The organism is Microbacterium aurantiacum, assembly GCF_002872075.1.
Classification (GTDB): Bacteria; Actinomycetota; Actinomycetes; order Actinomycetales; family Microbacteriaceae; genus Microbacterium; species Microbacterium aurantiacum_A.
This window is the reverse complement of the sequence record NZ_PGGU01000005.1, coordinates 131,195-153,953: the sequence shown is the minus strand read 5'-3', so window position 1 is coordinate 153,953 and position 22,759 is coordinate 131,195. Positions and strand designations below refer to the sequence as shown.

At 67.6% G+C, this 22,759-nt stretch carries 24 protein-coding genes, 1 tRNA gene and 1 other RNA gene; 9 read left to right on the top strand and 17 right to left on the bottom strand.

Annotated elements, in window-relative coordinates:
* Window positions 1-2: 2 nt before the first annotated feature.
* The 5 genes from CUR96_RS03690 to CUR96_RS03670 all read right to left on the bottom strand — a co-directional run bounded on the left by CUR96_RS03690 (window position 3) and on the right by CUR96_RS03670 (window position 7,199).
* Window positions 3-1,805, bottom strand: a complete 1,803-nt coding sequence (locus tag CUR96_RS03690) for an acetolactate synthase large subunit (protein WP_102191936.1) — start codon at window positions 1,803-1,805, stop codon at window positions 3-5.
* A gap of 59 nt (window positions 1,806-1,864) precedes the next feature.
* On the bottom strand, window positions 1,865-3,598 hold the full coding sequence (gene ilvD, locus CUR96_RS03685) for a dihydroxy-acid dehydratase (RefSeq protein ID WP_102191935.1): 1,734 nt from the start codon (window positions 3,596-3,598) through the stop codon (window positions 1,865-1,867).
* 9 nt (window positions 3,599-3,607) lie between these two features.
* Complete coding sequence (otsB, locus tag CUR96_RS03680; protein WP_102192252.1) at window positions 3,608-4,405, bottom strand: trehalose-phosphatase; 798 nt, start codon at window positions 4,403-4,405, stop codon at window positions 3,608-3,610.
* 28 nt (window positions 4,406-4,433) lie between these two features.
* Complete coding sequence (locus tag CUR96_RS03675) at window positions 4,434-5,879, bottom strand: alpha,alpha-trehalose-phosphate synthase (UDP-forming) (RefSeq protein WP_102191934.1); 1,446 nt, start codon at window positions 5,877-5,879, stop codon at window positions 4,434-4,436.
* 72 nt (window positions 5,880-5,951) lie between these two features.
* Window positions 5,952-7,199: an MFS transporter gene (locus tag CUR96_RS03670; protein WP_102191933.1), complete on the bottom strand. Its 1,248-nt coding sequence runs from the start codon at window positions 7,197-7,199 to the stop codon at window positions 5,952-5,954.
* A 226-nt stretch (window positions 7,200-7,425) separates the two neighbouring features.
* Here CUR96_RS03670 and CUR96_RS03665 point away from each other — a divergent pair, with 226 nt between their 5' ends.
* Entirely contained in the window at window positions 7,426-7,725 is a 300-nt protein-coding gene (locus CUR96_RS03665; RefSeq protein ID WP_102191932.1) for a hypothetical protein, read from the top strand.
* A 6-nt stretch (window positions 7,726-7,731) separates the two neighbouring features.
* Here CUR96_RS03665 and CUR96_RS03660 read toward each other — a convergent pair whose 3' ends face one another.
* The 3 genes from CUR96_RS03660 to CUR96_RS03650 are packed head-to-tail and all read right to left on the bottom strand — an operon-like array spanning window position 7,732 to window position 10,356.
* Complete coding sequence (locus tag CUR96_RS03660) at window positions 7,732-8,916, bottom strand: acetyl-CoA C-acetyltransferase (RefSeq protein WP_102191931.1); 1,185 nt, start codon at window positions 8,914-8,916, stop codon at window positions 7,732-7,734.
* Complete coding sequence (locus CUR96_RS03655; protein WP_180968928.1) at window positions 8,913-9,566, bottom strand: CoA transferase subunit B; 654 nt, start codon at window positions 9,564-9,566, stop codon at window positions 8,913-8,915. The genes CUR96_RS03660 and CUR96_RS03655 overlap by 4 nt, the downstream gene beginning before the upstream one ends.
* Before the next feature lies 1 nt (window position 9,567).
* Window positions 9,568-10,356 carry a CoA transferase subunit A gene (locus tag CUR96_RS03650; protein ID WP_102191930.1) on the bottom strand — a complete coding sequence of 263 codons (789 nt, stop codon included), beginning with the start codon at window positions 10,354-10,356 and terminating at the stop codon, window positions 9,568-9,570.
* A gap of 104 nt (window positions 10,357-10,460) precedes the next feature.
* Between CUR96_RS03650 and CUR96_RS03645 the strand changes: the two genes are divergently transcribed.
* Window positions 10,461-11,249: an IclR family transcriptional regulator gene (locus CUR96_RS03645; protein ID WP_102191929.1), complete on the top strand. Its 789-nt coding sequence runs from the start codon at window positions 10,461-10,463 to the stop codon at window positions 11,247-11,249.
* 10 nt (window positions 11,250-11,259) lie between these two features.
* Here CUR96_RS03645 and CUR96_RS03640 read toward each other — a convergent pair whose 3' ends face one another.
* Window positions 11,260-11,670 (bottom strand): protease inhibitor I42 family protein, encoded by a 411-nt coding sequence (locus CUR96_RS03640; RefSeq protein ID WP_146008121.1) that lies wholly within the window; start codon window positions 11,668-11,670, stop codon window positions 11,260-11,262.
* A 71-nt stretch (window positions 11,671-11,741) separates the two neighbouring features.
* Between CUR96_RS03640 and CUR96_RS03635 the strand changes: the two genes are divergently transcribed.
* Entirely contained in the window at window positions 11,742-12,248 is a 507-nt protein-coding gene (locus tag CUR96_RS03635) for a GNAT family N-acetyltransferase (protein ID WP_102191927.1), read from the top strand.
* Between the two features lie 66 nt (window positions 12,249-12,314).
* Here the strand turns inward: CUR96_RS03635 and CUR96_RS03630 are convergent.
* Window positions 12,315-12,387 (bottom strand) — tRNA-Lys (locus CUR96_RS03630).
* A 111-nt stretch (window positions 12,388-12,498) separates the two neighbouring features.
* On the opposite strand from CUR96_RS03630, the gene CUR96_RS03625 reads away from it, so the two are divergent.
* From CUR96_RS03625 to CUR96_RS03610, 4 genes are read left to right on the top strand one after another with little or no spacing between them, the layout of a single operon-like run.
* Window positions 12,499-13,293, top strand: coding sequence for an inositol monophosphatase family protein (locus CUR96_RS03625; protein ID WP_102191926.1), 795 nt, complete (start codon window positions 12,499-12,501; stop codon window positions 13,291-13,293).
* A gap of 31 nt (window positions 13,294-13,324) precedes the next feature.
* Entirely contained in the window at window positions 13,325-13,900 is a 576-nt protein-coding gene (locus CUR96_RS03620; protein ID WP_102191925.1) for a hypothetical protein, read from the top strand.
* The gene (locus CUR96_RS03615) at window positions 13,888-14,706 is read left to right on the top strand and encodes a hypothetical protein (protein WP_102191924.1); all 819 of its coding nucleotides are present in this window, start codon (window positions 13,888-13,890) and stop codon (window positions 14,704-14,706) included. Before CUR96_RS03620 ends, CUR96_RS03615 begins: the two co-directional genes overlap by 13 nt.
* A gap of 16 nt (window positions 14,707-14,722) precedes the next feature.
* Window positions 14,723-15,568: a hypothetical protein gene (locus CUR96_RS03610; protein ID WP_102191923.1), complete on the top strand. Its 846-nt coding sequence runs from the start codon at window positions 14,723-14,725 to the stop codon at window positions 15,566-15,568.
* Window positions 15,569-15,572: 4 nt separating this feature from the next.
* Here the strand turns inward: CUR96_RS03610 and CUR96_RS03605 are convergent, their stop codons facing one another.
* From CUR96_RS03605 to CUR96_RS03585, 5 genes are all read right to left on the bottom strand, one after another.
* Window positions 15,573-16,070 (bottom strand): hypothetical protein, encoded by a 498-nt coding sequence (locus CUR96_RS03605; RefSeq protein WP_102191922.1) that lies wholly within the window; start codon window positions 16,068-16,070, stop codon window positions 15,573-15,575.
* Window positions 16,071-16,092: 22 nt separating this feature from the next.
* Window positions 16,093-16,899 (bottom strand): ABC transporter ATP-binding protein, encoded by an 807-nt coding sequence (locus CUR96_RS03600; RefSeq protein ID WP_102191921.1) that lies wholly within the window; start codon window positions 16,897-16,899, stop codon window positions 16,093-16,095.
* Window positions 16,896-17,864 (bottom strand): FecCD family ABC transporter permease, encoded by a 969-nt coding sequence (locus CUR96_RS03595; protein WP_180968927.1) that lies wholly within the window; start codon window positions 17,862-17,864, stop codon window positions 16,896-16,898. Before CUR96_RS03595 ends, CUR96_RS03600 begins: the two co-directional genes overlap by 4 nt.
* Before the next feature lie 71 nt (window positions 17,865-17,935).
* Complete coding sequence (locus CUR96_RS03590) at window positions 17,936-18,979, bottom strand: FecCD family ABC transporter permease (RefSeq protein ID WP_245861072.1); 1,044 nt, start codon at window positions 18,977-18,979, stop codon at window positions 17,936-17,938.
* Window positions 18,980-18,982: 3 nt separating this feature from the next.
* On the bottom strand, window positions 18,983-20,026 hold the full coding sequence (locus CUR96_RS03585) for an ABC transporter substrate-binding protein (RefSeq protein ID WP_180968926.1): 1,044 nt from the start codon (window positions 20,024-20,026) through the stop codon (window positions 18,983-18,985).
* Between the two features lie 163 nt (window positions 20,027-20,189).
* Here CUR96_RS03585 and CUR96_RS03580 point away from each other — a divergent pair, with 163 nt between their 5' ends.
* A complete protein-coding gene (locus tag CUR96_RS03580; protein WP_102191918.1) occupies window positions 20,190-21,014 on the top strand; it encodes a helix-turn-helix domain-containing protein in 825 nt (274 codons plus the stop codon).
* A gap of 16 nt (window positions 21,015-21,030) precedes the next feature.
* Here the strand turns inward: CUR96_RS03580 and CUR96_RS03575 are convergent, their stop codons facing one another.
* Both CUR96_RS03575 and ssrA read right to left on the bottom strand, forming a co-directional pair.
* Window positions 21,031-21,345, bottom strand: a complete 315-nt coding sequence (locus CUR96_RS03575) for a hypothetical protein (RefSeq protein WP_102191917.1) — start codon at window positions 21,343-21,345, stop codon at window positions 21,031-21,033.
* 240 nt (window positions 21,346-21,585) lie between these two features.
* Window positions 21,586-21,955, bottom strand: a transfer-messenger RNA (tmRNA) gene (gene ssrA, locus CUR96_RS03570).
* A gap of 141 nt (window positions 21,956-22,096) precedes the next feature.
* Between ssrA and CUR96_RS03565 the strand changes: the two genes are divergently transcribed.
* Complete coding sequence (locus CUR96_RS03565; RefSeq protein ID WP_102191916.1) at window positions 22,097-22,759, top strand: SIMPL domain-containing protein; 663 nt, start codon at window positions 22,097-22,099, stop codon at window positions 22,757-22,759.

The window sequence follows — 22,759 nt, the reverse complement described above, 5'->3', positions numbered from 1 at the left end:
GCTCAGATCTCCTCTTCGAACTCGGGCGCGTGCTCACGCGCGTACTGGACATAGCTGTTGCTGACGCCCTGCGGCACCATCGGCCACACCATGGAGTCCGCACTCACGACGAAGTCGATCACGACGGGGCGGTCGTTGGTCTCGAGCGCGAGCTTGATCGCGGCATCCACCTCGTCCTCCTTCTCCACGCGGATCGCGAGGCACCCGTAGGCCTCGGCCAGCTTGACGAAGTCGGGGATGCGGACGGTTCCGTGCCCGGTGTTCAGGTCGGTGTTGGAGTGCCGGCCGTCGTAGAACAGCGTCTGCCACTGCCGCACCATCCCCAGCGAGGAGTTGTTGATGATCGCGACCTTGATCGGGATGTTGTTGATCGTGCAGGTGGCGAGTTCCTGGTTCGTCATCTGGAAGCAGCCGTCGCCGTCGATGGCCCAGACCACGCGGTCCGGCTCGGCGACCTTGGCGCCCATCGCCGCGGGCACGGAGTAGCCCATCGTGCCTGCTCCCCCGGAGTTCAGCCACGCGTTCGGACGCTCGTACTTGATGAACTGCGCGGCCCACATCTGGTGCTGGCCGACGCCGGCGGCATAGATGGCCTCAGGTCCGCTGAGCTCGCCGATGCGCTGGATCACGTGCTGCGGCGCCAGGAGCCCGTCGGTGGTCGGCGCGAAGCCGAGGGGGAACTCGTCGCGCAGACCGTCGAGGTACGACCACCACTCCTCGGTGTCCGGCTTCGCGTCGCCGATCGCGCCGCGGTACGCCGCGTCGAGGTCGACCAGGACGTCGCGCACGTCGCCGACGATCGGCACGTCGGCCGTGCGGATCTTGGAGATCTCCGCCGGGTCGATGTCGATGTGGACGACCTTCGCGTTCGGCGCGAAGAGCGCAGCCTTGCCGGTCACCCGGTCATCGAAGCGTGCGCCGAGCGAGATGAGCAGGTCGGATTCCTGCAGCGCGAGCACAGCGGGGACCGTGCCGTGCATTCCCGGCATGCCCAGATGCTGGGGATGCGAGTCGGGGAACGCCCCGCGCGCCATCAGCGTGGTGACGACAGGAGCGCCCGTCGTCTCGGCGAACGCGAGCAGTTCGGCGGACGCGCGTCCGCGGATCACTCCACCTCCGACGTAGAGCACCGGCTTCTTCGCCTCGGCCAGCAGCGCCGCTGCGGCCTGGATCTGCTTGCCGTGCGCCTTGGTCACCGGGCGGTAACCCGGGAGGTCGATCTTGGGCGGCCACACGAACGGCGCCATCGCCTGCTGCGCGTCCTTGGTGATGTCCACCAGGACGGGTCCGGGGCGACCGGTCGATGCGATCTCGAACGCTGCCGCGATGGCACCGGGAACGTCGGCCGGATCCTTCACGAGGAACGAGTGCTTGGTCACCGGCATCGTGATGCCGACGATGTCGGCCTCCTGGAATGCATCCGTCCCCATGAGGGTCGAGAACACCTGGCCGGTGATGGCCACGATCGGCACCGAGTCCATGTAGGCGTCGGCGATCGCCGTGACGAGGTTCGTGGCACCAGGACCGGAGGTCGCGATGCAGACCCCGACGCGTCCCGAGGCCGAGGCGTATCCCTCGGCCGCGTGACCTGCGCCCTGCTCGTGGCGCACGAGGATGTGGCGCAGCTGGGAATCGCCCATCAGCGTGTCGTAGAGCGGGAGGATCGCACCACCGGGGAGCCCGAAGACGTCGGTGACGCCGAGCAGCTCCAGGGAGCGGACGACGGCCTCGGCACCCGAGAGCTCCGGGGCGGCGGATTGGCGGGCGGGCGGCCTCGGCACGGCCGAGACGGAATCAGCAGTCATGACATTCCTTCTGGTGGTCTGTGGACGACGTCGGATGCCGAAGGCGTGGCCGACGCGATTCAGCCGGTCGTCGCGCCCTCGGCGGCGGACCGCACGAGACGCGAGTACTTGGCAAGAACGCCACGGGTATAGCGCGGGGGAAGCGGCTCCCAGCCAGAGCGGCGGGAGTTCAGCTCTGCCTCGTCGACGAGTAGGTCGAGGGTGCGAGCCGCGATATCGACCCGTATCAGATCACCATCGCGCACGAAGGCGATAGGACCTGCGTCCACCGCTTCGGGTGCTATGTGGCCGATGCACAGGCCGGTTGTGCCGCCTGAGAATCGTCCGTCTGTCAAGAGTAGTACATCTTTTCCGAGCCCCGCGCCCTTGATGGCGGCGGTGATCGCCAGCATCTCGCGCATTCCAGGCCCGCCCTTCGGGCCCTCGTAGCGGATCACGATCACCGTTCCCGGGTCGATCGACCCTTCCGCGACCGCATCCATCGCGGCGCGCTCACGCTCGAAGACCCGGGCCGGGCCCTCGAAGACGGCGGCGTCGAAACCCGCCGTCTTGACGACGGCACCCTCGGGTGCCAGCGACCCGTGCAGGATCGTGAGGCCGCCGGTGGCGTGGATCGGGTTGTCGAACGTGTGGATGACCTTGCCGTCGATCGGCTGCGGGTCGAGCTCTGCGAGGTTCTCCGCGAGCGTCTTCCCGGTCACGGTGAGGGCGTCTCCGTGCAGGAGTCCCTCGTCGAGCATGGCCTTCATGATCACCGGGATGCCGCCGTGCCGGTCGACGTCGTTCATGACGTACTTGCCGAAAGGCTTCATGTCCGCGACGTGGGGAACCTTGTCGCCGATGCGGTTGAAGTCGTGCAGGTTCAGCTCGACCTCCGCTTCGCGGGCGATCGCCAGCAGGTGCAGCACGACGTTCGTGGAGCCGCCGAGTGCCATCGCGAGGGCGATCGCGTTCTCGAACGCCTCCTTGGTGAGGATGTCGCGCGTGGTGATCCCCAGACGCAACAGGTTCACGACGGCCTCGCCGGAGCGGTGCGCGAAGTAGTCGCGGCGGCGATCTGCCGCGGGCGGCGCGGCCGATCCCGGAAGGCTGAGTCCGAGTGCCTCGGCGACGGATGCCATGGTGTTGGCGGTGTACATGCCACCGCAGGCCCCTTCACCGGGTGCGATCGCGCACTCGATGCGCTTGAGGTCCTCTTCGCTCATGAGCCCGGCGCGGCAAGCGCCGACGGCCTCGAACGAGTCGATGATCGTGACATCCTTCTCGGTGCCGTCGGACAGCTTCACCCAACCAGGCGCGATGGATCCGGCGTAGAGGAAGACGCTGGACAGATCGAGTCGGGCGCTGGCCATCAGCATCCCCGGGATGGATTTGTCGCATCCGGCCAGAAGCACAGAGCCGTCGAGTCGCTCGGCCATCATCACGGTCTCGACCGAGTCGGCGATGACCTCGCGCGAGACGAGCGAGAAGTGCATGCCCTCATGCCCCATCGAGATGCCGTCGGAGACGGAGATTGTGCCGAACTGCAGCGGGTACCCGCCGCCGGAGTGCACGCCCTCCTTGGCGCCCTGAGCGAGACGGTCCAGGCTCAGGTTGCAGGGCGTGATCTCGTTCCAGCTCGAGGCGATGCCGATCTGCGGCTTCTCCCAGTCGGCATCCCCCATCCCGACGGCACGCAGCATGCCACGGGAGGTCGTGGCCTCGATGCCGTCGGTGACGACGCGACTACGGGGCTTGATGTCGACGGTGCGGGAATCGGCGGGCGCGCTGGCAGAAGGATCATGCGAGGACATGACGGCAGTCTATTCCTGCCGCGCAGCCCGCTCGTCCGCGAGCGCCTCCAGAAGCTGGGCGATCTGTTGTGGGCTGTCCACACGCAGCAGCGCCGCGGACTCCCCCGGCCCGACCCTTACGCCGAGGTCGCCGTCCTGCAGCACGCGCATCGCGTCCTCGTCGGTGACATCGTCACCGGCGAACAGGATGCCGGTGGCGTCGAAGTGGTCGCGGAGCGCCGTCATGGCGGCATCCTTGCCCTCGGTCCTCGAGGAGAACTCCAGCACCCTGTGGCCGGCACGGCGTCGCCAGTGCGGGAAGCGCTCGGCCACGAGGGCGTCGACCTCGGCGAACACGCGGACCTCGGTCTCGCGGTCGGCGCTGCGCGTGTGCACGCCCATGCCGAAGGTCTTCGGCTCGAACTCGGCGCCTTCATGCCGATCGATGATCGGGCGCGCGGCCTCCCAGAGGGCCTCCCGCGCGCCCTCTTCGGTGGCCTCGCCGACGCTGTCGACCTCCCCGATGCCGGGGTACCAGTACTGGGCGCCGTGCGAACCGGCGAGCGCGATCGGGGAGTCGTCGTCGTGCTCCGTGATCTCCCGCAGATCGTGCATGCTGCGCCCGGAGACGTAGGCGACCACGGTGTCCGGTAGCGCGGCGAGCCGTGCCACCTGAGCGGCGACCTCAGGCAGAGCCCGCGCCGCCATCGGTTCCGGGATCAGCGGCGAAGCCGTTCCGTCGAAGTCGAGCGCGACGACCAGACGCGGAGTGGCGGCGATCGCCGAGAGGTCGGCATCCGGGGTTCCCGGCGTCCAGGTACGGGTCACAGTGTCTCCATTCGGCATTCGATCATCGTCAGGCCCTCGCTCCGGAGCGCGCGTCACGGGCGGTCGCGAGGGCGGTCAGGAAGGAGCTCGACCACGCGGTCACGTCATTGTCGAGAACGCGACGTCGCAACGACCGCATCCGCCGCGCCTGCTCCCTCGGCGGCATCTCGACAGCGCGCATGATGGCCTCTTTGAGACCTTCGATGTCGTGCGGGTTCACCAGGATCGCCGTGCCGAGCTCATCGGCGGCGCCGGCGAACTCGCTGAGCACCAACACACCGCGGTTGTCGATCCGCGTGGCGACGTATTCCTTCGCCACGAGATTCATGCCGTCGCGGAGGGCGGTCACGAGCATCACATCGGCAGCCAGATACAGCGCCGCCATCTCCTCCCGCGGGAATCCCTGGTGCAGATACCGGATGGCCGTGTGCCCCATGGTGTCGTTGTCGCCGTTGATCCGTCCGACCGCGAGCTCGATCTCGTCCCGCAGGTTCGCGTACGCGTCGACGCGCTCGCGGCTCGGGCTCGCGACCTGCACGAGGGTGACGTCTTCGACCGACAGGTCACCGGAGGCGAGAAGCTCTCCGTAGGCCTTCACCCGGTGCCCGATGCCCTTGGTGTAGTCGAGGCGGTCGACGCCGAGAAGGACATGCTTCGGATTGCCCAGGTTCGCCCTGATCTCCGCCGCGCGTGCCTGGATGTCCGGACGAGCGGCGAGCTCCAGGTATGGCACGGTGTCGATCGAGATCGGGAACGCCCTCACCAGCGCCCGATGCGAATCGCCCCTGTCGTCGATCTCGCCGTTGCCCGAGGGCACGGTGACCGTCGACGACTTGATCTCGTACTTCAGCCGACGGCGGACCGCGTTGAGGAAGTTCGTGGCATCCGTCGCCCGCTGGAACCCGATCACGTCGGCTCCGAGAAGACCTCGGAGCACCTGTCCTCGCCACGGCAGCTGCGCATACAGACCGTGCGTCGGGAACGGGATGTGATGGAAGTACCCGATCGTCACGTCCGGTCGCAGCGCCCTCACCATCTGCGGCACCAGCTGCAACTGATAGTCGTGCACCCAGACGGTCCCGCCCTCGGCGACGGCGGCAGCGGCGGCATCGGCGAAACGCCGGTTCACCGCGACATACGCATCCCACCATTCCCGGTGGTACTGGGGCGGCGCGATCACGTCGTGGTACAGCGGCCAGATCGTGTCGTTGGAGAATCCCTCGTAGTACTCGGCCACCTCCTGCTCGCTCAATGCGATCGGGATCAGCCGGATGCCGCCGGAGGTGAAGGGCTTCACATCGAGGTCGGCCTGCCCCGGCCAGCCCACCCATGCGCCGTTGACGCCCTGCATCACGGGCTCGAGCGCGGCGACGAGCCCGCCGGGCGAAGTGCGCCAGACTTCCTCCCCGTCGGGGCCTGCAACACGGTCGACGGGCAGCCTGTTGGCGACGACGACGAATTCTGCGGCGGTCATTGATGACTCCTCACGCCTGCGGTTCGGTGCTCCCCAGGCTATCGATGTCACAGGGCTTCGCGTGCACCGGGGTCATACCGGGACGCGCACTGAGCGCGGCCGCGTGCGGCTGAGGAACCAGTTCGCGAGCCCCGGGGCGAAGACGATGGTCGCCGCGACCACCGGCAGCATCAGGGCGGGCCCCGTGCCGACGCTCTCCGCGAGCTCACCGGTGAGGGCGGCCCCGATGGACTGTCCGACGATCACTCCCGAGCCGAGCATCGTCATCACCGTCGTCGAGCGCCCCAGCGGACTGCGTGCCGCTCCGAAGCTGTACTGGGTGACGAGCGTCGGCCCGATGCCGATACCCATGATCCCGAGGGCGAGCATCATCATCCCCGGCGAGCTGACCGCGCCGAGCAGCAGCGAACCCGCCAGCAGGATGCCGGAGAACACGAGCCAGCGTGCACGCAGGGAGAACGACGGAGGGAGCCACGCGACACCCAGCGCGAGCACGGCGGATCCGATGCCCATCACGCCGTACAGGAGGCCTGCCTGCTCGGGAGCGCCCCGGTCTGCCATGAACGACGTGAGCGAGGTGAGCATCGCGCCGAAGAAGAGCCCGACGCCGAGGATCCCGAGCACCACCACGAGCAGTTGCGGCCGGAACAGTTCAGCGACGGCGGACGGTGCTCTGCCGGACGTGTCCCGCTGCAGTGAGATGTCGCGGCCGCTCGGATGCAGCGCGAACGCGCCGACGAAGAGAACCGTGAGGGCGGCCGCTCCGATCAGCGGCGCCGACGGCGCGATCGCCGACGCGAGCACGCCGACGAGGAACGGCCCGAACACGAACACCGTCTCATCGGCGGCCGATTCGTAAGCCATGGTCCCGGACAGCGTGCGCGCGCGCTGGGCCTCCGGCATCCGGTCGGCGATGATCGTGACCAGCCGGGAACGCGACATCGGCGCGACCTGCGGTGCGGTGGCGCCGATCCCGACGGCGGTGAGCAGTACCAGGGCATCGGCGGCGGAGCCGTACACGGTGACGGTGAACACCACCAGCATCGCGCCGTTCGAGACGGCGAGGACGAGCAGGACGACGCGCTGCCCGAATCGGTCGGCCGCCGCTCCGAGGAAGGGCCCGAAGCAGGCCGTGCCGAGCCCGACGGCCGCCGAGGTGAGTCCGCCGAGGGAGATCGAGCCGCGGGCGGCGACGACGACCGTGAGCACGCCGACGACCATCATCGCGAAGGGAAGCCGCGCGATGAAGGCGATGAGGAAGTACGGGACGCCCGCCAGCTTCAGAAGGCTCGGCTGGGGTGCGGTGTATGTCTGTGACATGGCTCTCGCGCGTCGACGACGCGGTGATCGGGTGCCGCCGCTGTCCGCCGGAATGCCGACGGCCGGTAGTTACACGGTGTGCGGCCGCGGTCGAACTGCGGCGAATCCATTCTACCCCGGCTCTGCGGTCACCCGGCTGGGAGCCCCGACTCACGCACCGGACCGGATCCGAGACGGGTTGTCAAGGCTCGGTGCCGCCAAGGGCACCGCCGGGTAGCGTAGGGGCATGCGCTACCTCTTCAGCACCGGACTCGTCGCGGCGATCTCGGCGGGAATCTCCCTCCTGCGCGGGACGCGCCAGGAACCCATCACGTGGCGGGCTGCACTGTCCTGGGTGAGCTGGGGCATCACCATGGCACTCGCGGTCGGAGCAGTGGTCGACATGAATCGCGAGCGGCGCGGTGTGCTCGTCGACGCCGATTCCCCGCAGTCCGTGAAGAAGTCGAGAAAGGCGCAGCGACTGCAGTTCCGGTCGCAGAAGGCGCTGGCCGACGCGCAGGGCCACGCGAAGGATCGGCGCCGCTGACCATCCTCAGCGCGTGAGGATCAGCGCCTCGCCCTGACCGCCGCCGCCGCAGAGGCCGACCGCGGCGATGCCGCTCCCCCGGCGCGACAGTTCATGCACGATGTGCACGACGAGCCGGTTCCCGGATGCGCCGATCGGATGCCCGATCGCGATGCCGCCACCGTGGATGTTCACCACATCCCCGGTCAGTCCCAGCTCGGTCTGCGATCGCGCGACGACCGCGCCGAACGCCTCGTTGATCTCGACGATGTCGAGATCATGCGGCGTGATCCCCTGTTTCTCGCAGGCCCGCTCGATCGCGCGCGCCGGCTGCGCCTGCAGCGAGTTGTCCGGGCCGGCGGTCTGGCCGCTCGCACCCACCGTCGCCAGAACCGCCCAGCCCTGCGCATCCGCGTGGGATCGGGAGGTGACGACGACGGCGGATGCGCCGTCGGAGATCTGCGAGGAGTTCCCCGCGGTGATCGAACCGCCCTCGGCGAACGCCGCTCGCAGTCCGGCGAGCGATTCGACGGTCGTGTCCGGGCGGATGCCCTCGTCCTTCGTCACGAGAACCGGTTCGCCGCGCCGTTGCGGAACGGAGATCTCGACGATCTCATCTGCGAAGACACCGGCCTCCTGAGCCGCGGCCGCGCGCTGGTGCGACAGCGCCGCGACGGCATCCTGCGCCTCCCGGGTGAGCTCGTAGCGGGCATTGTGCCGTTCCGTGGAGGCCCCCATGCTCTCGCGGTCGTACGCGTCGGTGAGTCCGTCGAAGGCCATATGGTCGAGAACCTCGACACTGCCGTAGGTCCATCCGTCGCGGGAACCCATCAGCAGGTGCGGCGCCCTCGTCATGGACTCCATTCCGGCGGCGACGACCACCTCGGCATCGCCGACGCGGATCATCCGCGCCGCATCGATGATCGCGGTGAGCCCCGACAGGCACACCTTGTTCACCGAGTGCGCCGGGACCTCCCACCCGATGCCGGCGCCGATGGCAGCCTGGCGTGCGGCGTTCTGCCCTGAGCCCGCTGCGAGCACCTGCCCGACGATGACCGCGTCGACCGCGGCAGGGTCGATGGATGCCCGCTCCAGCGCGCCGCTGATCGCGAAGGACCCCAGCTGCGGCGCGGTGAAGGAGGCCAGCTGCCCCTTCAGACGTCCCTGCGGCGTGCGAGCCGCCGCGACGATGACGATTTCCTTCTCACTCATGATCGCTCCTTCAGCGCTTCGGCCACGATGAGCTCGGGCTCGGTCGCGGCGGTGACGTCGTCGACGGTCACGCCGGGTGCCGTCTCGACCAGGACGAGCCCGGCCGGCGTCACGTCGATGACGGCCAGATCGGTGATGATCCGGTCCACGACGCCGCGACCGGTCAACGGCAACGAGCACTCGTCGACGATCTTCGCGGACCCGTCCTTCGCGACATGCTCCATCAGCACGATGACCCGGGCCGCTCCGTGCACGAGGTCCATCGCGCCGCCCGGTCCCTTGACCATCTTCCCCGGGATCATCCAGTTCGCGAGGTCTCCGGCCGCTGACACCTGCATCGCGCCGAGGATCGCCGCGTCGATCTTGCCGCCGCGGATCATGCCGAAGCTCGTCGCAGAATCGAAGAACGCAGAACCGGCGAGCACCGTGACGGTCTCCTTCCCGGCGTTGATGAGGTCGGGGTCGACGGCATCCTCCCGCGGATACGGGCCCACGCCGAGGATGCCGTTCTCGGACTGCAGCACGACGGTGACGCCCTCCGGCACGTGGTTCGGCACGAGCGTCGGCAGACCGATACCGAGGTTCACGTACGCGCCGTCCTGCAGTTCGGCGGCAGCCCTGGCCGCCATCTGGTCTCGGGTGAGTGCCATCTCAGGCTCCTTCCGCCGGGAGTGATCCGGCCGAGACGGTGCGTCGTTCGATGCGCTTGGGGATGTCGGGGCCGACCTCGACGATGCGGTGCACGAACACCCCGGGAAGGTGGACGCGATCGGGATCGAGCTCGCCCGGCTCCACCAGCCGCTCGACCTGGGCGATGCACACGCGCCCGGCCATCGCCGCCAGCGGATTGAAGTTCCGAGCGGCCTTGTTGAAGACGAGGTTGCCGTGACGGTCGCCGGCGAGAGCGTGCACGAGCGAGAAGTCGGTGGTGATCGCGTCCTCGAGCACGAACTCGCGTGGCTCGCCCCGCACATCGAAGGTGCGCACGTCCTTGGCCGGCGAAGCGACGGCGACGGTGCCGTCGGAGTTGTACCGCTGAGGCAGGCCGCCCTCGGCGACCTGAGTGCCGACGCCGGTCTGCGTGAAGAACGCGGCGATACCCGACCCGCCGGCACGCAGTTTCTCGGCGAGAGTCCCCTGCGGCGTCAGCTCGAGCTCGAGTTCGCCGGTGAGGAACTGACGCTCGAACTCCTTGTTCTCACCCACGTACGACGAGGTCATCTTGCGGATGCGGCGCGCTGCGAGCAGCACTCCGAGTCCCCAGTCGTCGACGCCGCAGTTGTTGCTGACGACGCTGAGGTCCGATGTCCCCTGCGCGAGAAGCGCCTCGATGAGTGCGATCGGATTGCCGGAGAGCCCGAATCCGCCGACTGCCAGCGATGCACCGTCCGGTATGTCGGCGACGGCCTCCGTCGCTGACCCCCATTGCTTGTCGATCACGCGTACTCCTTCGCATCGTGTCCTGACTCCAGCATCCGCCTCCTGGCCGCGTGAAGGAAGCCGCTTCTTGCGATGTGGTCAGTGTCGGAGATAGCGTCCACATTATGGAACACCCTTCGAGAACGATCCCCGGCGCTCAGGCGATCGCGCGCGCGGCGCTGCTGCTGCGCCTGGTGACCTCGAGCGGCGCGGACGGAGCTCCGCTGCAGGATCTCGCCCGGACGGCGGACCTCTCGCGGTCCACCGTGCACCGCCTGCTCTCCGCCCTCCGCGCGGAAGGACTCGTCGACCGGGACGACACGACCGCGCGCTGGATGCCGGGGCCGGAGCTGTTCCTGATGGGCTCGGTGGCCGCGGCGCGTTACGACGTGACCGCGCAGGCGAGGGACATCGTACGCTCCTTGGCCGTGAAGACCGAGGAGAGCGCATTCCTCTCGGTGCGACGGGCGGACGAGACCGTCTGCCTGCTGCGCGAGGAGGGATCGTTCCCGATCCGCTCCTTCGTGCTCAGCGAGGGGGTGCGGTTCCCGCTCGGCGTGGCGAGTGCCGGCCTCGCGATCCTCGCGTTCCTCCCTGACCACGATGTGGATGCATATCTGGAACGTCATCCGGATCTGGCATCGCAGTGGGGCCGTCCGCACGGCCAGAAGCCGCTGCGTGCGCGCCTTGCCGAGACGAAGGAGCGCGGCTATGCCATCAACCCGGGCCTCATCGTCGAGGGCAGCTGGGGCATCGGCGCCGCCGTGTTCGACCGCGCCGGCCGCCCCGAGTGGGCACTGAGCCTCACCGGCGTCGAGTTCCGCTTCGGCCCCGATCGCATCGCCGACCTCGGACGGACCCTCCTCGCGCACGCGCATCAGCTCTCCGCCCGCATCGCCGGCGCGCGGCGCTGACCGGTTCAGGTCATCTGACCGTGACCTCGATCTTCGCCGTCTTCTGATCGTCGAGATCCTCGGGCACTTCCCCGCGGAACTGATACTCGAATTCGATGACCGTGGTGCCCGTTCCCACCGGAGCGAAACGGTAGGACAGCTCGCTCGGCGCGCCGGTCATCCCTTCCTCGCCGGTGTAGCGGGTCTCCTCTTCGCCGGGACCGAGCACGGCCGCATCCGGCTCCTGCGTGATCACCCAGGCGTCTCCCACTGAGGGGTTGATCTCCCCGAAGTCGACGACGAGCGTCTCCCCCGGGGCGAGCGTCACGGAGTCTGCCGTGTGCTCGACGGTCTTCTCGGCTGCTCCGGCGCATCCCGCGATCCCGAGCCCCATGATGGTCGCCACCACCACGGCCATCACCGTACGGGTCCTTCTTCTCATCGTCCGCCCCACCCCTCGTGTCGACGCTCACGGTACCGCACCGCGTCGGTGGTGCCTGTCATCCTGAGGTCATGAGCGAACTGTCCCTTCGACGCTGGAGCGTCGACGACCTCGACCTCCTGCACCGGGCCAATACCCTCGACATGACGGCGCATCTCAACGGTCCGGAGACCGACGATCAGGTCATCGCCCGCCATGAGCGCTATCTGCGCTTGCAGGACGGCGGTGAGGCATGGATGTTCGTGGTCGTCGACGGCGATCGGCCGCTGGGCTCGATCGGCTGCTGGGAGACCGATTGGCGCGGAGAGGCCGTCCTCGAAACCGGATGGTTCGTCCTGCCGGAAGCCCAGGGACAGGGCGTGGCATCCTCCGCACTCGCACTCCTCGTCGACGTCATGCGCGAGCACAACTCCGAGCGTCGTCTCCTCACCGCCTTCCCGTCTGCGACGAACGGACCGTCGAACGGGGTGTGCCGGAAGGCCGGCTTCACGCACGTGGGAACCATGACCGAAGTGTTCCGCGACGCGGAGCTCACCGTCAACGAATGGGTCCTCGATCTGAGCACCCGAGCGGCCTGAGCGCGACGCTCAGGCCGGGAAATGAAAAAGCCCCGAAGACTGGCGAGAGTCTCCGAGGCGATTCCGTGCACCCCCTCGGACTTGAACCGAGAACCCACTGATTAAGAGTCAGTTGCTCTGCCGATTGAGCTAGAGGTGCGTGGCCCGGGATGACCCCGGCCGAGGAATTACATTACCAGTCGATCGACGCCATGCGAAATCGAGGCCGAGCCGCCGAAGCGGTGCAGAAGGGGACGGCTATCCTGAGGAGGTGACCGCCTCCCCCGTTGCCGCCGACCTCCGCGACGACCTCGAACTCGCGCTCCGCCTGGCGGACGCCGCCGACGCGCAGTCGCTGCCGCGCTTCGATGCGGCCGACCTCGAGATCTCGACGAAAGCCGACAATTCTCACGTCACGGACGCCGACCTCGCCACGGAGCGGGCCATCCGTGACGTCCTCGCGTCCGAACGCCCGGACGATGGGATCTTCGGCGAGGAGTTCGGCGCTCAGGGCGACAGCCACCGCCAGTGGATCATCGATCCGATCGACGGAACGGCGAACTTCCTGCGTGGGGTTCCACTGTGGGGAACGATGATCTCCCTGGCAGTGGACGGAGTGCCGCACATCGGAGTGGTGAGCATGCCCGCATTCGGACGGCGCTGGTGGGCATCGACCGGTCAAGGCGCGTGGACCGCCACCGACGCCGGCCCCCGGAGGATCCGATCCTCGTCCGTCGCATCCCTGGACGAGGCGAGCGTGAGCTTTCAGAGCATCGCCCAGTGGGCCGATGCCGGGCAGCTCCCTGCGCTCCTCACGCTCGCCGGGAGCGTCTGGCGCGACCGGGCCTACGGCGACGTGTACGCGTACATGCTCCTCGCCGAGGGGCGCATCGACATGGTGGCCGAGTTCGACGTCAAGGAGTACGACATCGCCGCTGCGGTCCCCATCGTCCGCGAGGCCGGTGGCCGGATGACCTCGTTCGACGGCGTCGAGACGATCTCGGCGCGCTCGACGCTTGCCAGCAACGGCATCCTGCACGACGCCTTCCTGAACCTCCTGCACTGACTCCACCCCAGACACACGACAGGGCCCAGCGATGATCCCCCGCATCTCGACCGCCGCCACCACCGCGTTGCTCCTCGTGCTCGCGCTCACCGCGTGCAGCAGTCCGCCGGCCGCCGTGGCGACCCCCACGCCCAAGCCGACACAAACCGCTGCGGAGCCCATCGCCGAACCGGCGAGCACTCCGGCCCCCGAGCCGACCGCGACTGCGACCCCGCCCACCTGCGAGACGATGATCTCGCCGGGCACTGTGGACGCGCTCACCGAGGCCGGCTGGACGGCCGGAATCAAGGAGTTCTATGTCGGCGGAGTACAGCTCTCAGACGGCCTGCTCTGCTTCTGGGCGGACTACACCGTCGCCTCGGATCATGGTCAGCTCTTCGGCTGGTCCGAGATCAGTGCAACCGACGCCGCTAAGGCTCAGGCCGCGCTGCTGGCCGACGGGTGGCAGCGCGAGGACAGCCCGGAGGGTGTGTACGTCACCCAGGATGCGCGGCACGCACTCGGCACAGATGAGGAGGGCTACGGCATGACCTACCTCTTCGGCGACGGCTGGGTGAAGCTCGCCGACACGAAGCAGAGCCTCATCCTCATCGAGTGGGCCGGCTGACCGACATGCATCCAGCCCGGCAGCGGAACGGCGCGTTCATCGTCCTGTCCATCTGCTGCGCGATCCTGCTCGCGACTGCGGCCGGGTTCGGCGCCGCCACGCTGTGGCTGTCCAACGTCGCCCCCACGTCGGCAGGCACCCCCTCGCCCGACCCGACGCCGAGGGTCGGAGGCAGTGCCGAATCGAAGCCGCAGACCGTGCAGGGGTTCGACGTCACGACGGTCTCCGACCTGACCTTCGGAGCCTTCGCCCTGTCTGCGACCGATGAGGACGGCTTCACCGTGATCTACGCGAAGATCGAGAACGACGATCCCGCGAACGCCGCGGAGGTCTACTTCGACATCACCGCGTACGGGCCGGATGGACGCGTGGTCGGGCGCACCCCTTCCAACATGTATCTCCTCCCCGGGCAGCGCTCCCTGTTCTACGGGATCATGGCATCGGATATGACGAAAGTCGATCGGATCAAGATCGAGCAGACGAACTTCGATCTGGCGCCGCCGGTGGTGTCCGGCGACGTCTCGGTCGACTCGATCCTCGGCGGCGAGGAGGGGCTGGTCGAGGCGACCTTCACGTCGGCGTTCAGCACTCCCTCCGAATACGCCGAGGTGTACATCGCCGGATTCATCGACGAACAGCTGTTCGCCGTCTGCCAGGACAAGGCGGACATCCCGGCCAGCGGCGGTACCTTCACGGTCCGCTGCCGGCTCGACGCGGTATCGACGGACCGCAACCCCCAGGCGATCGACGAGATCCCCGAGGATGCCGTGTTCGATGCGTACTGGGCACTGGACATCCCTCAATGATCGGAGTGCAGACGCCATGACGATTCCCGAGCCGCCGGGCGGTCACGAGTCACCCGCCGTCGAGGAGACGCCGCGCCCGCGGAACACGCGCGGCAGACTCGCGCTCGTCGCGCTCTCCGTGGCCTGTGCGGCACTCCTCGTGCTGACGATCGGACTCGGGAGCACCGCCTTCCGGCTCTTGAGCGAACGCACCGCGGCACTTGCCCCACTCCCGACCGCCTCGCCCTCCCCGACAGCGGCCGCGTCGCAGACCGTGCAGGGCACCGAGGTCTCCGCGCACTCCGACGTGCGGTTCGACGGCTGGACGATGACGGCCAAGGGCGCATCTCGCCACACCTACCTGTATGCGGTCATCACCTCCGAAGAGAAGTCGCAGGCCGTCGAAGTCGGCTTCGACGCCACCGCGTACACATCAGACGGCCGGATCATCGACCGAGCGCCCGCGGCCGTCTATCTGCTGCCGGAGCAGAGGTCGATGTACAGCGCGATCTTCTCCGAAGATCTCTCGCAGGCTGCCACGATCGTCGTGGAGCAGACCTGGATCGAGCGATCCATCCCCGCCATCACCGGGGAGATCGTCACGGACTCGATCGGTTCCGCCGATGGCTACCAGATCGAAGCCTCGCTGACATCCACCCTGAACCAGGTGCCCCCGTATTCGGAGATGGTCCTGACCTGGTCGGTCGACGGCGAGCTCCGCGGTGTGTGCTCGGCGATCGCCGATATCCCCGCTGGCGGCAGCTTCACCGCTGACTGCCCTCCGGAGCACGTGGGGCGCGGACAGGTCGCTTCAGACGAGCTCGCGGACCTTCCCGCGGATGCCGTCTACGACGTGTTCCTCGTGTTGGAGACCCCGGACTGAGCGGTCAGCTCGCGGAGCAGAGAATCAGCGAAGAACTGACCGCCCCAGTCGGCTTCGCCCCCGCCCCTGCCGCATAGCCGGCCGGGAGCGATGCCGTGGCCTCCATCGTGAAGGCGACCTCGATCGAGAGCGTGGTGCGCAGCGCCACGGTCGCCCCTGCCGGCAACGGCGCGGTCAATGTGACGGAGCGGGACGTGCCCGAGAGAACGGTCACGACCGCCGTGCCGCCCGAGGCGCTGAAGTCGCCGATGTCGGCTACGCCGCTGCCGTTGATGACGATGCCGGTCCCGACCGGGAGCGGCTGATCACCGGCCGTCAGTGTGAAGCCAGGGCCGAGCAGGCCGAGGACGCCGCACGAACCGACGAGTCTGAACGCGCCGACATCGGTGACTGTGGATGCGGCCGCGAGCGGAGTCGCGGCCGCAGCTGCGATCAACGGGACCGACCACGCGGCTCCCCGGAGGACGGTTCGACGGGAGGGCCTGGGCGCGTTCTCGGTCATTTCACCCACAGTAGCGAATGGCTCACGCCCTGGTCCGGCTGCGCCCGATCGGGACAACGCTCGGTGTCCTCGTCACGGGATCGGGCACGACGATGCACGCGAGTCCGAAGACCTCCTGCACGAGGTCGGCGGTGACGATCTCGGCAGGCACGCCTTCGGCCACCACCGCACCGTCCTTCATGGCGATCAGATGGGTCGCGTATCGGGCGGCGTGATTGAGATCATGCAGCACCGCCACCAGCGTGCTTCCCGCCTCATGCAGGTCGGTGAACAGCTCGAGGAGTTCGATCTGATGCGAGATGTCGAGGAACGTCGTCGGCTCGTCCAGGAGAAGGAGCGGCGTCTGCTGCGCCAGCGCCATCGCCACCCACACACGCTGACGCTGCCCGCCCGAAAGCTCGTCGACCAGCCGACCCGAGAGGTCCGCGACACCGGTCGCCGTCATCGCGGCGTCGACAGCCTCACGATCGGCATCCGTCCACGGGCGCATCAGGCTCTGGTGGGGATAGCGCCCCCGAGCCACCAGATCGAGCACCCGGATGCCGTCGGGCGCCAGCGACGTCTGCGGAAGAAGTCCGAGCCGGCGCGCGACCTCCTTCGCACGGTAGCTGTGGATCGAGCTTCCGTCGAGCAGCACGCTGCCGGCGCTCGGCGTCAGCAGACGTGAGAGAGCGCGCAGCAGCGTCGATTTGCCGCAGGCGTTCGGACCGACGATCACCGTGAATGACCCATCTGGGATGTCGACGGAGAGCTCGGAGGAGATCGTCCGCCGGTCGTACCCGATCGTCACCGCATCCGCACGCAATCGACTGTGGAGTTCTTCGGTCATCGACGTAGTCCTTCTCTGATGAGCAACCAGGCGAAGTAGCCCCCGCCCAGTACGACGGTGACGAGCCCGACGGTGACCTGGATGCGCTGACCGACGACGTCCGCCAGCAGCAGAAGCAATGCGCCCAGGATCCCCGCGCTCGTCATGTCCAGCCCGGGCGAGCGCATCAGCCGTCGGGCGAGCTGCGGGGCGACGAGCGCGATGAATGCGATCGGGCCCGCGGCCGCGGTGACGAGGGCGGTCAGGCCCACACCGAGAAGGGTCATCGTCAGACGCGACCTCTCCACCCGTACTCCCAGAGCCTTCGCGGTGTCGTCACCCAGTTCGAGCTGGGCGAAGTCGCCTCGCGACACTGCGATCAGCGGGAACAGAATCAGGAGAACCAGCGAGAACGGCAGCAGCTGTTCGAGTCCGAGCGCGGAGAGCGACCCGAATCCCCAGGCCACCGCCGCGCGCGCCTGCTGCTCCCCCGTGCTGATGAGCAGGTAGTTGTTGATCCCGACGAGGAACGCCGAGACGCCGATACCGACGATGATGAACCGGAAGCCCTGCACACCGCGGCGATAGGCCAGCAGATAGACGACCAGTGCCGTCACCGCTCCACCCAGCACAGCGCCGGTCGCCACCGCCCCGTAGGCGGTCCCGCCGAGCACCAGCATGACCACGAGCGCTCCCGAGTACGACCCGGCATCGAAGCCGATGACATCGGGGCTTCCCAGCGGGTTGCGCGTGAGTGACTGGAAGATCGCTCCGCTGACTCCGAGCGCGATGCCGCCGAGCACTGCGAACAGCACTCGAGGCAACCGCCATTCCAGCACCAGCTTCCGTGCCGGATCCTCGCCGCCGCCGGTCAGCGCCGACAGCACCTGCGCGAGTTCCAGCTGGTAGGTGCCGATCGACAACGCGATCAACGCGAGGACGATCAGGGCGGCGACGGCAGCGGCGCGCACGAGAAGTGTCCGCATCTCGATCCGCCGGACCACGTCGCCTCGGCGCCAGTTCCTCACGCGGGACGCCCTGTCGATGGATGAACTGCTCACAGGCCGCTCGCCCTCTTCCGGCGGGCGAGACCGATCAGAACCGGCGCGCCGAGCACAGCGGTCACGATGCTGACTTGCAGCTCTCCGGATGGGAGGACGACGCGCCCGATCACGTCGGACAGCAGCAGAATGCTCGGGGCGACGACGGCGGAGCACACGATGATCCATCGCTGGTCCGGGCCGGTGAACCACCTCACGATATGGGGGACCATGAGCCCCACGAATGCGATCGGTCCGGCAAGCGCAGTGGCACCTCCGGCCAGCAGAGTTACCCCGACGACGGAGACGATTCTGGTGCGGACGAGCCCGGCACCCAAGGTGCGTCCCAAGTCCTCCCCGAGCGCGATCGCGTTGAGCGGTCGCGCGGCCAGCAGGGAGATGATGAGACCGGCCAGGATGAAGGGGACGATCACCATCGTCGAGTCATCGTCGCGGCCGCCGAGGCTCCCCAGCCCCCAGAACCGAAGGGCACGGAACACCTCCGTGTTCTTGAGCATCACGATCGACGTGATACCGGTGAGGACGGCTCCGATGGCGACACCGGCGAGAGTCATCCGTTCCGGAGACGGGCCCCCGCGCCCCGTCGCGCCGATCAAGTAGACGACGATGGTGATGACGAATGCACCGACGAGGGCCAGCCAGACATAGGCGCCTGATGAGCGCATGCCCAGGAATCCGACTCCCATGGTGACTGCGAAGGTCGCGCCGGCGTTGACTCCGAGGATCCCGGGGTCGGCGAGCGGGTTCCTGGTGAAGGCCTGGATCAACGCGCCGCAGACGCCGAGAGCAGGACCCACGACGAGCCCGATGATCGTGCGCGGCGCTCGCGAGTCCCGAACGATCGCATGGGCGTCAGACCCGTCGAAGCTCACGAGCGCCGCGAGCACGGTCTCGGCCGACACCGCCTGCGCCCCCACCATGAGGCTCAGGACGACCGACACCAGAAGTACGATCACGGCGACGAGCAGTCCGCCGATGCGCGCAGCCGCGTCTCGAGAGTGCGCAGAGCGCTCTCGGACGCGGCTGGACAGCGTGGTCACCGATCAGGGAGAGGGAACGGCGGAGGCGAGAGCGTCGGCGAGATCGTGGATCGTCGCGGGAATGCTCAACACGCTGGGAGCGGTCGTCGCCCATCCGAGGACCTGGTCGTCGAAGAAGTAGTAGGACCCGGCGGCGATGGGCGTCCAGCGAGCGACCAACGGCGACTCGACCGTTCCCTCGATCTCCTCGGGAGCGTTGGCCCAGCCGATGTGGAACTGCGATTCGATATCGCTCAGCTCTTCCAGGCTGACCTTGGCGACGAACTCCTTCGTCGTGCTCTCGAGAGCCGCCACGTCTGGCGAGTAGACGAAACCGAGCTGCTCGATCAGCGGGACTCGAGGATCGCGAGGCAGGTAGAAGTCGAACGAGGTCTCGCCTTCGGCGAGGAACCACCCGTAGGTGAACACGATGTCCTGGAACTCCGGGTGCGCCTCTGCAGCAGCCTCGACAGCGGCATCCGCCTCGTCGAGCAGCTTCTGCGCAGCGTCTTCCTGGTCGAGCACCTTGCCGACCGTGAGCGTCAGCTCTTCACGGTCCGAGGCCCACGCCGACTCGGCGAACCCGACTGTCGGAGCGATCTCAGTGAGACGTTTGTAGTCGTTCTCGCTGATTCCCGAGTGGTTCGCGAGGATCACGTCGGGAGCCAGGGCGAGGATCGCCTCGAAGTCGTACTCACCGGCGTCCGTGAATTCGATGATCTCCGGCAGCTCACCGCCGAGTTCCTCGACCTTGTCCTTGAACCAGGGCAAGTAGGTGTCCACGTTGCCCCATGTGAAGTCCTCGACCGCGACAGGGACCTCACCGAGAGCCGCTACGACGTCCTGCGAGTACCAGCCCAGAGTGAAGATCCGCTCCGGTTTCTCGGTGATCGTCGTCTCCCCATAGACATGCTCGACCGTGACGGGATACGCGCCAGATCCGCCGTCATCGCCCGCGCCGGAGGCCTCCGCCGGGTTCGACGAGCATGCGGCGAGCAGCGAAGCGCTCATGACGAGAGTGGTGAGGGCGACCAGAGTGCGCGGGGCGCGCCGGTGCTTACGGGACATGGGACTCCTCGGGTGAGATGAGACGGTGCTCGATGCCCCAAACATAGTGAAGGCTTACCTAATTTGCTACCATCCAAAAAGGACACTAATAGTCCATGGATGATCTCGTTGTGTCTCTTCGGGATGATGGAGAGCGCATATATGCCGCAGAAAGAGAGAACCTGTGCTTGGCACGACATCGGAGTTTCTTGCGGCGTACCGGGAGTCCGTCCTCCCGGATCACCTGTTCGAGTCTCATTCGCATGCAGCGGACCAGCTCGCCTGGATTCCGGGCGGTGCCGAGGTCAGAGTGGCCGAGTCGCGCTGGCAGGTGCGCGGCGATCAGTTCGTGTGGATCCCGGCGCTCGCGGACCACGAGATTCAGATGACGGGGGCGGAGGAGACCTTCAGTCTCTACATCGATCCACGGCTGCGGCTCCGTCAAGAGCGTTGGGATCGCCCGCTCGTGCTCCCCGTGGATCCGGTTGCGGGGGCGATCGTCCTCAGTCTCTGCACGACGAGGGCAGCAGAGGGCCGACTGCAAGCGTCGCTGAGCCTCCTCACCGAGATCCTCACGCACACGGTGGAGAGCTACGACATGCTCACGCTGCCTACGGACGCGCGCGCGAGAACCGTGGCCGAGGCCGTCCTCAAGGACCCTGGCGAGACGCACTCGCTGGCGACCTGGGCCGAGAACCTGAACGTCAGCACGAAGACGTTGCTGCGTGCATTCCGCACCGATACGGGGCTCACCTACGCACAGTGGCGCACCCGCGCGCGGATCTATGCCGCTGAGCGCCTGCTCGCCGAAGGCCTCTCTGTTCAAGAGACATCCGAACTGTCCGGCTACTCCACCTCGACTGGGTTCATCAAGGCGTTCCGGAGCGTCTTCGGCGCGACGCCTGCCACCTACGCACGCGCGAAGCGGGGGCCGCGTCGGCAGGTGCCCCGTCGCACCGTCCGAAACGGAGACGACATGACTTGGCCTACCAACACAGGCGACCGCTGAGGGCCTCGCCCGCCGGTCAGTCCACCGGCGCGTCGATCACCTCGTCGACGAGCGTGATCCCGCCCGTGGAACTGGCCGACTGCGCGAGAGCTTCTATCCATTTCGGGTTGAGCTGCGGAGGCTCGGACTCATCGAAAGTGAAGCGCAGCGGGATCGACGGATGCAGCCAGATCGTCGACCGGCCGCCGACATCACCGTTCGAGTGCCTCCACGACAGCGTGAAGCTCTCCTGACGACGGAGCTTCGTCGCGATCACGACTTTCAGGTGCGCGAGAGCCCGTTCTTCGATGTGGATCGGGTCTGCCCGACTGCCATAGAAAAGTGTGCCCATACCCGAAACCATAGAGGCTTCCCCTCTCCTCGAACCGAACCGGATGCCGAGAGAGGCTAAGAAGAAGAGTTGCGTTCCGGGCAGGGGCTTGCGCGACAGCCGCCGGCGAGGTTCAATGCACGCGCCTCGCCGCGGACGTGGCTGAAGTGGCGGCTCGGATCCTCGCGGTGGCAGAGAAAAACCCCCGCGCTCCCTCACTCTCGTGAGGAAACGCGGGGGTCATCCACAGTGACAGCGGTTCGGTGGAGCTGGGGGGAATCGAACCCCCGTCCAACGCTGAGTCTCCACGCCTTCTCCGGGCGCAGTCTGTGCAGACGTTCTACTCGGCTCCGACCTTTGTCACAGACACCTAAGTCGACAAGCCCAGCCTGGGAAGAGTCCCGTATGACGTCCAGACGCCGTCATACAGCAAGATTCCTAGATGACGCCAGGATCCGTATCGGAATCACATACGGCCTGACGGACTATCGGGCTCGCTTATGCAGCGAGGGCGAAGTCAGTGCGCTTGGTTTCGGCACTTATAGTTTTGCAGGGAGCGTTCACGAGATAACCCTGCATCCTCGGCCCGCTTCTCGTGGATTCACAGGCGCTGTCGAAACCGATCAGCCCCGTGGTCCTTCTTGCGAAGGGACCGCTGTCACACTGTGTATTTTTCAACCCCGGATGCATGCACCCGAGCATCAAAGACTACAACGAATGCGCGCCTCACGCTATTCCGCGCCGTGCCGGGTCGGTCGCGTAGAGTCACTGCATGACTGACGTCACCATCACCGTACGCGGCGAGAACGAGGCGCGCATCGCGCCGGAGCGCGCGACGATCCACATCACCGTGCGTGCCGAAGGGGCCCAGCGAGCGCCCGTCGTCGACCTCGTGATGCGACTCGCGGAACCGGTGCGCACGAGCATCACCGACCGCAAAGATGCCGGCACGGTCCTCGAGTGGACGAGCAAGCGCCTCGCCGTACGCGCCGAACGGCCGTGGAACAACGAGGGGAAGCGGCTCGCGCCCGTCTTCTACGGCGGCATCTCGCTCACCGCCACTTTCGCCGAGGCATCCGAGCTGTCGATCTGGGTGTCCGAGGTCTCCGCCTGGGACGGAGTGGAGATCGGCTGGGTCGACTGGCAACTGACACCCGAGACACGCGCCAGAGTCGAGCGAGAAGTCGCCTCCGAGGCCGTGGGCGTCGCTGTCGCGCGCGCCCAGGCGTACGCCGGAGCCCTCGGGCTGAAGGAAGTGACCCCGCGGGAGATCGCCGACGTCGGCCTCATCGCCCGAGCGGAGAGCGCTGCTCCCCCGTCGATGAAGATGCGGGGTGCGGCCTTCGCCTCCGCCGACTCCGCGGCGTCGATGGAATACGAGCCCGAGGAGATCGTCGTCGCGGCGACCGTCGAAGCACGGTTCATCGCCCGCTAG

Excerpts from the sequence above, each read along its gene's own strand:
- CUR96_RS03565 (WP_102191916.1), top strand. The coding sequence starts at position 22,097 with ATGACTGACGTCACCATCACCGTACGCGGCGAGAACGAGGCGCGCATC.
- ilvD (WP_102191935.1), bottom strand. The coding sequence starts at position 3,598 with ATGTCCTCGCATGATCCTTCTGCCAGCGCGCCCGCCGATTCCCGCACC.
- CUR96_RS03575 (WP_102191917.1), bottom strand. The coding sequence starts at position 21,345 with ATGGGCACACTTTTCTATGGCAGTCGGGCAGACCCGATCCACATCGAA.
- CUR96_RS03690 (WP_102191936.1), bottom strand. The coding sequence starts at position 1,805 with ATGACTGCTGATTCCGTCTCGGCCGTGCCGAGGCCGCCCGCCCGCCAA.
- CUR96_RS03605 (WP_102191922.1), bottom strand. The coding sequence starts at position 16,070 with ATGACCGAGAACGCGCCCAGGCCCTCCCGTCGAACCGTCCTCCGGGGA.
- CUR96_RS03665 (WP_102191932.1), top strand. The coding sequence starts at position 7,426 with ATGCGCTACCTCTTCAGCACCGGACTCGTCGCGGCGATCTCGGCGGGA.
- CUR96_RS03585 (WP_180968926.1), bottom strand. The coding sequence starts at position 20,026 with ATGTCCCGTAAGCACCGGCGCGCCCCGCGCACTCTGGTCGCCCTCACC.
- CUR96_RS03675 (WP_102191934.1), bottom strand. The coding sequence starts at position 5,879 with ATGACCGCCGCAGAATTCGTCGTCGTCGCCAACAGGCTGCCCGTCGAC.
- CUR96_RS03645 (WP_102191929.1), top strand. The coding sequence starts at position 10,461 with ATGGAACACCCTTCGAGAACGATCCCCGGCGCTCAGGCGATCGCGCGC.
- CUR96_RS03620 (WP_102191925.1), top strand. The coding sequence starts at position 13,325 with ATGATCCCCCGCATCTCGACCGCCGCCACCACCGCGTTGCTCCTCGTG.
- CUR96_RS03640 (WP_146008121.1), bottom strand. The coding sequence starts at position 11,670 with ATGAGAAGAAGGACCCGTACGGTGATGGCCGTGGTGGTGGCGACCATC.
- CUR96_RS03600 (WP_102191921.1), bottom strand. The coding sequence starts at position 16,899 with ATGACCGAAGAACTCCACAGTCGATTGCGTGCGGATGCGGTGACGATC.
- CUR96_RS03660 (WP_102191931.1), bottom strand. The coding sequence starts at position 8,916 with ATGAGTGAGAAGGAAATCGTCATCGTCGCGGCGGCTCGCACGCCGCAG.
- CUR96_RS03595 (WP_180968927.1), bottom strand. The coding sequence starts at position 17,864 with ATGCGGACACTTCTCGTGCGCGCCGCTGCCGTCGCCGCCCTGATCGTC.
- CUR96_RS03635 (WP_102191927.1), top strand. The coding sequence starts at position 11,742 with ATGAGCGAACTGTCCCTTCGACGCTGGAGCGTCGACGACCTCGACCTC.
- CUR96_RS03655 (WP_180968928.1), bottom strand. The coding sequence starts at position 9,566 with ATGGCACTCACCCGAGACCAGATGGCGGCCAGGGCTGCCGCCGAACTG.
- CUR96_RS03670 (WP_102191933.1), bottom strand. The coding sequence starts at position 7,199 with ATGTCACAGACATACACCGCACCCCAGCCGAGCCTTCTGAAGCTGGCG.
- CUR96_RS03610 (WP_102191923.1), top strand. The coding sequence starts at position 14,723 with ATGACGATTCCCGAGCCGCCGGGCGGTCACGAGTCACCCGCCGTCGAG.